At 74.2% G+C, this 8434-nt stretch carries 8 protein-coding genes and 1 pseudogene; 3 read left to right on the forward strand and 6 right to left on the reverse strand.

What is annotated here, in order from left to right; genetic code table 11:
• From E1291_RS35505 to E1291_RS35515, 3 genes and pseudogenes are all read right to left on the reverse strand, one after another.
• Window positions 1–472: pseudogene (locus E1291_RS35505) on the reverse strand (endonuclease/exonuclease/phosphatase); the annotation flags it as partial.
• A 163-nt stretch (window positions 473–635) separates the two neighbouring features.
• Window positions 636–1724 carry an alcohol dehydrogenase catalytic domain-containing protein gene (locus E1291_RS35510; protein WP_131742440.1) on the reverse strand — a complete coding sequence of 363 codons (1089 nt, stop codon included), beginning with the start codon at window positions 1722–1724 and terminating at the stop codon, window positions 636–638.
• 97 nt (window positions 1725–1821) lie between these two features.
• Entirely contained in the window at window positions 1822–2013 is a 192-nt protein-coding gene (locus E1291_RS35515; RefSeq protein ID WP_131742441.1) for a ferredoxin, read from the reverse strand.
• 154 nt (window positions 2014–2167) lie between these two features.
• Between E1291_RS35515 and E1291_RS35520 the strand changes: the two genes are divergently transcribed.
• Window positions 2168–2827, forward strand: coding sequence for a class I SAM-dependent methyltransferase (locus E1291_RS35520; protein ID WP_131742446.1), 660 nt, complete (start codon window positions 2168–2170; stop codon window positions 2825–2827).
• Window positions 2828–2843: 16 nt separating this feature from the next.
• Here the strand turns inward: E1291_RS35520 and E1291_RS35525 are convergent, their stop codons facing one another.
• The 3 genes from E1291_RS35525 to E1291_RS35535 are packed head-to-tail and all read right to left on the reverse strand — an operon-like array spanning window position 2844 to window position 6046.
• Window positions 2844–3953 carry a prenyltransferase gene (locus E1291_RS35525; protein ID WP_131742442.1) on the reverse strand — a complete coding sequence of 370 codons (1110 nt, stop codon included), beginning with the start codon at window positions 3951–3953 and terminating at the stop codon, window positions 2844–2846.
• Window positions 3943–4704: a class I SAM-dependent methyltransferase gene (locus E1291_RS35530; protein WP_207401111.1), complete on the reverse strand. Its 762-nt coding sequence runs from the start codon at window positions 4702–4704 to the stop codon at window positions 3943–3945. Before E1291_RS35530 ends, E1291_RS35525 begins: the two co-directional genes overlap by 11 nt.
• A 55-nt stretch (window positions 4705–4759) precedes the next feature.
• The gene (locus E1291_RS35535; protein WP_165495454.1) at window positions 4760–6046 is read right to left on the reverse strand and encodes a glycosyltransferase family 4 protein; all 1287 of its coding nucleotides are present in this window, start codon (window positions 6044–6046) and stop codon (window positions 4760–4762) included.
• A 504-nt stretch (window positions 6047–6550) separates the two neighbouring features.
• On the opposite strand from E1291_RS35535, the gene E1291_RS35540 reads away from it, so the two are divergent.
• Both E1291_RS35540 and E1291_RS35545 read left to right on the forward strand, forming a co-directional pair.
• Window positions 6551–7927: a zinc metalloprotease gene (locus tag E1291_RS35540; protein ID WP_131742444.1), complete on the forward strand. Its 1377-nt coding sequence runs from the start codon at window positions 6551–6553 to the stop codon at window positions 7925–7927.
• Between the two features lie 10 nt (window positions 7928–7937).
• Window positions 7938–8434: HEAT repeat domain-containing protein (locus tag E1291_RS35545; RefSeq protein ID WP_131742445.1), on the forward strand; the 497-nt coding region annotated here is incomplete at its 3' end.

The raw sequence follows: 8434 nt of genomic DNA on the forward strand, positions 1-8434 counted from the left end.
CGCCGGGGCCGAGCACCACCGGCGCGGGCAGCGGCACGCCGTGCGCGCTCACGGCGGTCGCGGTCGCGTCGATCTCGGTGCGGGTGAGCCCGCGGGACCTGGCGCCGCCCGGCCGGAACTCGGTGACCCGCCCGTCCACGCGGACGGCGTCGCCGGCGGCGGCCGCGGGGCGGGTCCTGGTGAACACGAACACGCCCTCGGACGTCGCGTCGTTCTTGTCGGGCCGCGGGTCCTGCATCCAGAACCCGTTGCCGCCTACCGCCGTCACCACGCCGGGGACCCCGCGGACGGAGGCCCCGGCGAGCGGCGACAGGTGCCGGGTGCCCTGGATGTCGTGGATGCGGCGCCCGGCGACGGGGGCGGCGGCGCGGGCCGGGAGCGGCACGGCGAGCGGTACGGCGAGCATCAGCGCGGCGAGGGCCGCACGTGCCGCCGTGGGCCGGACCGGCCACGTTCCACCCGCGTACGCCACCCCGCGCTCCTTCACTTCGATCCAGGCTCAGGGCGCCGCCCGGCGACCGGCGCCCGGCTGAGCGCGACGCTCGCAGGATTCTTTCACGCGCGGTGCGCGTCCGGCTTGGGCCTGCCTCAAATGACCTCGGCCGTCACGCGATTCGCGCTCGCCTGCGATGAGTTCATTCGAACAGGACGACCTGCCGGATCACCTCGCCGTCGCGCAGCGCGCGGAGGGCGTCGTTGAGGTCCTCGAAGCCGATCCGCCGCGAGATGAGGGCGTCGATGTCGAGCTTGCCGGATCGCCACAGCGCGACGAGGCGCGGGATGTCGCGCCGGAGGTCGCTGCCGCCGTAGGGGGAGGGCCGCAGCGTCTTGCCGTCGAACAGCAGCGAGAACGCGTTCCGGGTCCACTCGTCGTCGGCGGCGCCCGCGCCCACCACGACGACGTCGCCGCCGCGCCGGGCGGCGTCCCACGCCGTGGTGATCGCCGAGGAGCGGCCGACGACCTCGAAGGCGTAGTCGAAGCCCGCGCCGCCGGTGAGCACGGCCTTGGCCTCCGCCAGGCCGGCGGGCGTCGCGGTGTGGGTGGCGCCGAGCGTCTTCGCGGCGGCGTGCCTGGCCTGGTTCGGGTCGACCGCGAGGATCGTGGCCGCGCCGGCGATCCGGGCGCCCTGGACCACCGCGAGCCCGACCCCGCCCGCGCCGATCACCGCGACGCTGGTGCCCGGCCGCACCCGCGCGGTGTTGACCACCGCGCCGACGCCGGTGGGCAGGCCGCAGCCGAGCAGCGCCGCGTACTCGAACGGGACGTCCTCGGCGACCTTGACGGCGCCGCGTTCGGGGACGACGACCTGCTCGGCCCACGTTCCGGTGCCCGCCATGCCGAACGCGGGGGTGCCGTCGCCGAGCGCGAAGTTCGGCTCGCGGAAGGAGCGGGCGAGGTGGGTCGTGCACAGGTACGGCTCGCCGCGCAGGCAGGCGCCGCAGGCGCCGCAGTCGGGCGTCCAGTTGATCACCACGTGGTCGCCCGGCCGCAGGCCGGTGACCCGCTCGCCGACCTCCGCCACCACCCCCGCGCCCTCGTGCCCGAGGACGGCGGGCGGCACGGCGGGCAGCACGCCCGCCATGGTGGACAGGTCGGAGTGGCAGACCCCGGTGGCCTTGATCGTGACCTTCACCTGGCCGGGGCCCGGAGCCGCGGTGACGACGTCGTCACGCAGGTCGAGGTCCGTGTCGCCGACCGTGTGCAGTACCGCGGCACGTGCCATGGCTGCCTCCGCATAGAGGGGGACGTCCCGCGCCGGGCGGGACGTCCCGAAAGGGGTGGGTGAGGGGTGAGCTTGAGGGGAAGGGAGGCCCGGCCGGTCACTCGTCCAGGGTCAGGGCGGCCTTCGGGCACGACCTGACCGCGTGGCGGACGCGGTCGGCCTCTTCGGCCGGCACGTCCGGCCGGAGAATGCGCAGTTCGTCGTCGTCGGTGAGGTCGAAGACCTCGGGCGCGAGCCCGGCGCAGACGCCGTTGGCCTCGCAGGCGAGCGGGTCGACCCGTACTCTCATCGCCTTCTCCGTTCCCGTGCGTGCTCCCGGTGCGTCATTCTCGTACGTGGGTCCGGCGGGTTCTTGGATAGGGTGCCCGCGGAGGAGATCGATGACCCATATCGAGGCGTTCGCCGGCAGGGGAACGCCGGCGCCGGCGGGTCCGCCGGTGCCGATGCCGCCCGACCTGCTGCGCGCCGCGCGCGGCGCCAAGGGCTTCATGCCGGACGGCGAGGGCCGCGTCCTGTACGAGACGGCCCTGGAGTACGGGGGGCGCCTGGCCGGCACCGGCCCGATGCTGGAGGTCGGCAGCTACTGCGGCAAGTCCGCCGTCTACCTCGGCGCCGCGGCACGGCGGGTGGGCACGGTCCTCGTCACCGTCGACCACCACCACGGCTCGGAGGAGAACCAGGCGGGCTGGGAGCACCACGACCCGTCCCTGGTCGACCCGAGCACCGGCCGGATGGACACGCTCCCCTCGTTCCGCCGGACGATCGGTGCGGCGGGCCTGGAGGACCAGGTCGTCGCCGTCGTCGGGCAGTCCCGGACGGTCTCGGCGTTCTGGCGCACGCCGCTCGCGCTGCTGTTCATCGACGGCGGCCACGCCGAGGTGCACGCGCAGGGCGACTACGAGGGCTGGGCCCCGCACGTGGCCGCGGGCGGCGCGCTGGTGATCCACGACGTCTTCCCCGACCCGCGCGACGGCGGCCGGCCTCCGTACGACGTCTACCTGCGGGCCCTGGCCAGCGGCGCGTTCGAGGAGCGCCGGGCGGAGGGTTCGCTGCGCGTCCTGGAACGGACCTCCGGCGCCGATCCGCTGACCCCCGCGTCCTGACCCCGCCCGCGCGGGCTCAGTTGGCGAGGGACACCAGCGCGCATCCGCAGGCGATCGGGTCCGAGGCGGCGCAGGGGCCGAGCGGCCGCCCGGCGATCTCCTTGAACAGCCGGGCGCCGGGAGAGGCGCCCTCCAGCGCGTCCGCCGCGAGGATCACCGCGGCGGCGGTGTAGGTGGAGCGGTCCCCGGGGAAGTGCCGCCGGTTCTCGAACTGCCAGCCCGTCCAGTACGAGCCGTCCTCGTGCCGCAGATGCTGGATCGTCGTGAACAGCTCCAGGGCCCGGTCGCGGTCGCCCGCCGCGTCCAGCGTCAGCACCAGCTCGCAGCTCTCCGCCGCCGTCACCCACGGCTGGTCCGACACGCACCGGCAGCCGAGGTCCGGCACGACGAACGTCTCCCAGCGCTCGGCGAGGCGCCGCGCGGCCTCCTCGCCGCGCACCGGGCCGCCGAGCACCGGGTAGTACCAGTCCATCGACCAGCGGCTCTTGTCGGCGAACGCCTCGGGATGCGCGGCGACCACGTGCCCGAGCTGGTCGGCGGCCAGCTCCCAGTCCGGCCGGGGCTCGCCGAGCCGCTCGGCCAGCGCCACCGCGCAGCGCAGCGACTGGTAGATCGACGAGCAGCCGGTCAGCAGCGCGTGGTCGGCCGGCGTGCCGTCCTCGTGCCGGATCCAGATGATCTCGCCGCGCCCGGTCTGCAGGGCGAGCGCGAAGTCGACCGCCCGCCGCACCGCCGGCCACATGCGCCGCGCGAAGCCGGCGTCCCCGGTCATCAGCAGCTCGTGCCAGACGCCGACGGCGACGTAGGCGGCGTGGTTGGACTCGCCGCCCGGCTCGGTGACCTCCCCGAGCACCCACTTGGCGGGCCACGACCCGTCCGGCCGCTGGACGCCGCGCAGCCACTCGTACGCGCGCCGGGACTCCGCGCGCAACCCGGCCGCGGTGAGCGCCATCGCGGCCTCGACGTGGTTCCAGGCGTCCACGTGCCCGGGGATCCCCGCGGTGGGCGAGAACCAGGGGATCGCCCCGGACTCCTCCTGCTGCGCCGCGATGCTCCGCGCCGTCGCGGCCACGTCGGCGGCGGTCACGACCCCCGGGACCGACGGCGGTCCCGGCTCAGAGCGCATCCGCCGCCTCCCGGGCGGGCGCCGCGGGCGAGCCCGGCGCCGCGGGCTTGCCGAGGTAGACGACGACGCTCTTGCCGATCAGCGGGTTCAGGACGCGCTCGGCCGCCCGGGTGGCGCGCGGCCGCTTCATGATGTCCCAGACGAGGAGCCGGTGGTAGGCCCGCGCGAGCGGGTTGGCGTCGTTGCCCACCCCGACGGCGCACTTGATCCACCAGTACGGCGCGTGCAGGCCGTGCGCGTGGTGGTGGCCGCCCACCCGGAAGCCGACCGACTTCAGCTTCGCCTCCAGCTCCGCGCGCGTGTAGATGCGCACGTGCCCGCCGGGGGCGGTGTGGTAGTCCTCCGACAGCGCCCAGCACACCCGCTCGGGCAGCCAGCTCGGCACGGTCACCGCGAGCCTCCCGCCGGGCCTGAGCACGCGCATCAGCTCGCGCATCGCGCGCATGTCGTCGGGGATGTGCTCCAGTACCTCCGAGGCGACGACCGCGTCGAAGTGGCCGTCGGGGAACGGCAGCTCCAGCGCGTCGCCCCGCACGGTCTCGGCGGTGGCGCCCGCGGGCACCTCGCCCTCCAGCCGCATGGCGCCGAACATCGTCTCGACGCCGGCCAGCTCGTCCGCGTCCAGGTCGAACGCGACGACGTGCGCGCCCCGCCGGTACAGCTCGAAGGCGTGCCGTCCGGCGCCGCACCCCATGTCGAGGACGCGGTCTCCGGGGGAGATGCGGAACCGCTGGAAATCCACGGTCAGCAGGGTCGTGCTCCTTCCGTACGGGGGACGCTCCGGGGGAGCTCCCGCGTGCTGTGGGCTACCGGCGGGGGCCCGCGGCGAGCCGGCGGTAGCGCTGCTGCTCCATGGCCGCGCGGTAGTGCCCGACCGTGGCCTGCGCGACGGCCGGCCAGGCGAAGCGCTCCTGGACGCGGGCGAGCCCCGCGGCGGAGAGGCGGGCGCGCTCGTCCGCGGAGTCGTGCAGCCGGCGCAGCGTGGCGGCCAGCTCCTCGACGTCGCCCGGCTCGACCAGCGCCCCGGCGTCCGCGACCACCTCGGGCAGCGCGCCGGCGCGGCTGGCGACCAGCGGCGTGCCGGAGGCCATGTGCTCGACGGCGGGCAGCGAGAATCCCTCGTACCGGGACGGGACGACGGCGATCTCCGCGGAGGCCAGCAGCTCGCCGAGCTCGTCGTCGCCGATGCCGCCGGCGAACCGGACGCGCTCGCCCAGGGCCAGCTCCCGCACCAGCCGCTCGGTCGGGCCGTCCTTGTGCGGCCGGCTCACCACGATCACGTGGACGTCGCGCTCGGTGGCGACCTTGGCGACCGCCCGCAGCAGCACGTCCACGCCCTTGATCGGCGCGTCCGCGCTGGCCATCGCGACGATCCGGCCGCGCACCCGCGGGCCGCGCGGGTGGAAGAGCCGGGTGTCGACGCCGAGCGGGAGGATCTCGATGTCGCGCGGGTCGACCTTGAAGTCCTTGACGATGTCGACCTTGGAGGACGCGGAGACGGTCAGGACCGTCCCGATCCGGCGCGACACCTGCGACTGCATCGCGACGAACCCGTACCAGCGGCGCTTGCCCAGCCGCTCCCGGAACCCCCGTGCCGCCTCCAGGTCGATCCGCCGGTCGACGCTGATCGGGTGGTGGATGCTGGTGACCAGCGGCAGCCCGAGCCGGGCGATGCCGAGGTTGCCGAGCCCGAGGACCTGGTTGTCGTGCACCACGTCGAAGTCGCGCCGCCGCCGCTTGAGGGCGCGCAGCATCCGCAGGCTGAAGGTGAGCGGCTCGGGGAAGCCGCCGGTCCGCATGTGGGCGAACTCCAGCACGTCGATCCAGTCGCGGAACTCCTCGCGCGCGGGTGTGCGGAACGGGTCCTCGTCCCGGTACAGGTCCAGGCTCGGGATCTTGGTGAGCGTGATCTCGTCGCGGTCGAGCTCGGGGTACGGCTGGCCGGACAGGACCTCCACGGTGTGCCCGAGATCGACCAGTTCCCGGCTCAGATGGCGGAGGTAGACGCCCTGGCCGCCGCAGTGCGGCTTGCTCCGGTAGGAGAGCAGCGCCACGCGCAAGGGCCCGCTCGACGGCTCGTCTTCCTCAGCCACGCCTGCACCTGCCCACGCACCACTCCCGTCAGTCGCGGAACGCCGGCCGCACAGCGCCGGCCTCTCCTGGACGCCCTTGAACTAGACCCTAACCTCAGCACGTTACCGCTGAGTTCGATATTGGGCGCGGCGTCCAAAAGTGTTCCGGAGAGCACACCGCGCGTCCGCGCCGGTGGAGGCCGCGTGCGGTCACGGCGTTCCGCGCGGGACCGCCGAATCCCCTTGCCGTCACGGCTCGGGACGAAGGGTCCGGCCGGTGCCGGGATCCGGGTTTCGTCCAGCGGAACGAAGCGGGAAGGACCATCCCATCCGGCCATGGACGAGGTCGAGACGGTCTTGTTACGCTCTGTGATGACGAGATCACCTGAATCGGACCAGCGTCCGATCCGGGCATGAGAGGGAACGCCGGGTTCCGCGCCGGCCGCGCCCTCACCGGGACCGGCCCGCCGATCCGCCGCCTTTCCGACCTTGGGCCGGTTCCTCGTCCGCGAGATGAGGAGCGCCATGGAGACCACGTCGTCCGCAGGTCAGTCGCCGGTGCGGCCGGTCAACCGGTACGGCCCGCTGGACACCCCGCCCATCGACGCCGAGGAGGCCCGGCGGGGGCTCGGCGCCGGCCGGGTCGCGATCCTGGACGTCCAGCCGGCGGAGCGGCTGATGAGCGACCGCCCCTTCCGGCTTCGGGTCGCCTTCGTGAGCGACACGCCCGACGAGGGCGTCCTCAGCGTCCTGGTCTTCTGGGACGGCACGCCGTTCGTCGTCGAGAAGCGGATCGCCGCCGCCGACCACGACCGCGGCCACGCCGACGTGGAGTTCGGCGCGGAGCAGTCGCTGCCGCCCGGCCCGGCGACGTTCGCGGTGGGCCTGATCACCGAGTCCGGGTCGCAGGCCGACTTCACGGTCAGCGTCGCGGTCCTGCCGTCCAATCCGTTCGACCTGCGGCTGTCGCCCCGCGACAACTTCGTCACCGGCACCTTCAGCGCCCGCGCGGTGAGGTCCGGCAACGCCTACCAGACCAACCTGACCGTGACCCTGAGCAACGGCGACGCCTCGGCGGTCCCCATGCGGCAGGAGTTCAAGTGGGAGTTCTGGGACGGGCCCATCGGCGGCGGGACGCTCGTGGAGCAGGGCAACGGCCGCTTCCCCGACCCGATCACCGTGCCCGCGCACGGCACCTGGGACGGCTGGATCGCGTTCAACTCGCCCGCCGGCACGGGCATCTTCGGAAAGCTCGACGCCAAGGAGGACCTGGCCGTCCAGATCACCATGACCCGCCAGGACGGCGGGACCGCCGCGGGGCAGATCACCGTCCGCACGATGTTCTCGTTCGGCCTCAACATCACCCGGGTCGGCGCGGAGTCGTTCACCGCCGAGGAGTACACCGACCTGTACCTCGCCGTCGACCGGACCCGCGTCATCTACGAGCGCCGCGACGTCACGCTCGCCGTCGACCGCCGCTTCATCAGCAACGCGCAGGCCGGCGGGTTCACCGTCATCACCTCCGAGAGCGAGGCCCGCGACCTGTTCGAGCAGTGGTCCGGGCCCGACAACGGCTTCATCGACGTCTTCGTCGTGCCGAGCATCTCCGGCACCGGCTTCGACGGGCTGGCGGGAGCCATCCCCGGCCCGACCTCGCACAACGGACGCGAGAGCGGCGTCGTGGTGGACCGCAGCGGGTACACCTCCGGCGGAGTCCGGCATCTCAACGTCCCCTACCTCGGCATGCTGATCGGGCACGAGGTCGGCCACTACCTCGGGCTGGTCCACGTCACCGAGCCGGGCAACCTGATGCTGAGCAGCAGCACGGCCAACGACACCAATCTCAACTACGACCCGCAGTACCGGACCCTCATCCGGCACGGCTGGGTCCGCATCGCGTGAGGAGGCGGCCATGAGTGGCAACGCCGGACAGGAACAGCCCGCCGAGCGCCCGTCCACGTTGGTGAACCGGGACGACCTTCCCGGCGTGCGCGCCCGTGAGGAGCTGAACGAGCTGCTGCGGGCCCACGACCCCGAGACCGCCGAGGAGAACCTCGCCCGGCTGACCGACCGGCACGCCCCGCTGCTGCGCCGGCTCGCCCTGGAGCCCGGGTCGCCCGGCCGCGACCCGAACCTGCGCCGCAACGCCATCACCGCGCTCGGCCGGCTGGTCTCGGTGGAGAACCTGAACACGCTGACCGAGATCGCGACCGGCGACGAGGACGAGGTCGTGCGCGGCAGCGCGCTGACCGTCCTCGCCGGCACCGGGCTGCGGCTCGCGGCGCCGCTGCTGGCCGGCGCGCAGGACTCCGAGCACCCGGTGGAGGCCACCGCGGCCCGCAAGGGCCTCGGCCTGCTCGCCGAACGGCTCGGCGCCGGCGCCGTCGAGGCCGCGATCGGCGCCGGGCC

Source organism: Actinomadura roseirufa (assembly GCF_900659635.1).
GTDB lineage: Bacteria > Actinomycetota > Actinomycetes > Streptosporangiales > Streptosporangiaceae > Spirillospora > Spirillospora roseirufa.